This window comes from Bradyrhizobium sp. PRIMUS42 (assembly GCF_023006515.1).
Taxonomy (GTDB): Bacteria; Pseudomonadota; Alphaproteobacteria; order Rhizobiales; family Xanthobacteraceae; genus Bradyrhizobium.
Genome location: NZ_JALBGZ010000919.1, coordinates 1 through 2,132 on the forward strand (window position 1 = coordinate 1; position 2,132 = coordinate 2,132).

Genomic DNA, 2,132 nt, shown 5'->3' on the forward strand with positions numbered 1-2,132 from the left:
CGAGCCTGTCAGCATCGAGGTCAATGCGCGCGCCATTCCCAATTTCGAGCCGCGCGACCGCACGCGCACGCGGTTCGGCTCGCTGGAGTATCGCAGCGGCCTGGTGCTGACCTCGCCCTATCGCGGCTTTGGCGGATTGTCCGGCATCCGGCTGGATGCCAAGGGCGAGCGCTTCCTCGCCGTCTCCGACCAGGGCGGCTGGTTCACCGGTCGCATCCGCTACGCCGGCGGCAAGATGGCCGGCCTCGATGACGTCGAGGCCGCGCCGCTGCTAGGTGCGGAGGGGCGGCCGATCACGGAAAAGCGGCTGTGGTGGGATTCGGAATCGATCGCGCGTGACGGCAATTTCGTCTATGTCGGGCTCGAGCGCGTCAACCAGATCCTGCGCTATGATTTTTCGAAGGGCGGCACGGCCGCGCGCGGCGAGGTGATGCCGGTGCCGGCGGGCGTGCGCAGGCTGCCGTCCAACAAGGGGCTGGAGGCGCTGGTCGTCGTTCCCAAGGGCAAAGACCAGAACATGCCGCTCGCCGGCACCCTGATCGCCTTCTCCGAGCGCGGGCTGGATGCCGACGGCAACCTCACAGCCTTCCTGATCGGCGGCCCGTCGCCCGGCCAGTTCAGCGTTCGCCGCATCGAGAAATACGACATCAGCGACGCCGTGCTGCTGCCCTCCGGCGAGCTCCTGATCCTCGAGCGCAAATTCTCCTGGTTCACCGGCGTCAACATCCGCATCCGCTCGATCCCGCTGAAGTCGATCGCGCCGGGCGCGCTGGTCGACGGCCCCGCGCTGTTCGTCGCCGATCTCGGCCACGAGATCGACAACATGGAAGGCATCGACGCCCACGTCACTGCCGAGGGCGAGACCGTGCTGACGCTGGTCTCTGACGACAATTTCTCGATGCTACAGCGGACCTTGTTGCTGCAGTTCACGCTGACGGAGTAGGCCCCGCTGTCGTCCCGGGGCGCGACGACGTCGCGAGCCCGGGGATGACGGCAGTGGTGATGCGCGAGCTTGCGAAACCGAATGATAGCCGCAATGCATCCCGTCGCTATCCCCCATCCTCTCGCGCGTCTAGCATTCTCGCATCCTCTCACTACACTCCCCTCATTGCCCCTCTCATCCCCCGGAACTCCCCGCATGTCCGTCCTGTTTTCCCCGATCGAGCTGCGCGGCCTGACGCTACCGAACCGCCTCGTGGTGTCGCCGATGTGCCAGTATTCGGCCGATGACGGCGTCGCCACCGATTGGCACTTCACCCACATCAACAATCTCAGCCTGTCGGGCGCGTCGATGTTCTGCATCGAGGCGACCCATGTCGAGGCGATCGGCCGCATCACGCCGGGCTGTCTCGGGCTCTACAGCGATGCCTGCGAGGCCGCGCTGAAGCAGATCCTCAATTCGGTGCGCAAGCATTCCTCCACCGCGATCGCGATGCAGCTCGCCCATGCCGGCCGCAAAGCGAGCAGCGCGCGGCCCTGGGACGGCGGCCAGCTGATTCCGGTCGAGCAGGGCGGCTGGCAGACGGTGGCGCCAAGCGCATTGCCGCACAAGGAGGGCGAGGCCGCTCCACTTGCGCTGGATAGCGCAGGCCTCAAGCGCATTCGCGACGCCTTCGTCGACAGCGCAAAGCGCGCGGCTCGGCTCGGCATCGACGCCATCGAGCTGCACGGCGCGCACGGTTATCTCATGCATCAGTTCCTCTCGCCGATCTCCAACCGGCGCACCGACGAATATGGCGGGAGCTTGCAGAACCGCATGCGTTTCCCGCTCGAGATCTTTGACGCCGTGCGCGCCGTCTTCCCGCATGACAAGCCCGTGGGCATGCGGGTGTCGTCGACCGACTGGGTCGAGGGCGGCTGGGATCTGGCGCAGACGATCGAATTCGCGAGGGCCTTGAAGGCGCGCGGCGTCGACTGGATCGATGCCTCCTCCGGCGGCGTCTCGCCGCTGCAGAAGATCCCGCTCGGCCCCGGCTATCAGGTGCAGTTCGCAGACAGCATCAAGCGCGAGACCGGCTTGCCGACGATGGCGGTCGGCCTGATCACCGAGGCCAAACAGGCGGAAGAGATCGTCGCAAGCGGCAAGGCCGACATGGTCGCGCTCGCCCGCGGCATGCTCTACGACCCGCGCT

2 protein-coding genes are annotated in these 2,132 nt (G+C 66.7%); both read left to right on the plus strand.

Annotated elements, in window-relative coordinates; translation table 11 throughout:
• The coding region (locus MOV75_RS35665) for an esterase-like activity of phytase family protein (RefSeq protein ID WP_247007681.1) at positions 1-943 on the plus strand (943 nt) is incomplete at its 5' end.
• Between the two features lie 195 nt (positions 944-1,138).
• Positions 1,139-2,132 (plus strand): NADH:flavin oxidoreductase/NADH oxidase (locus MOV75_RS35670; protein ID WP_247007683.1); only part of this gene is annotated, 994 nt, incomplete at its 3' end.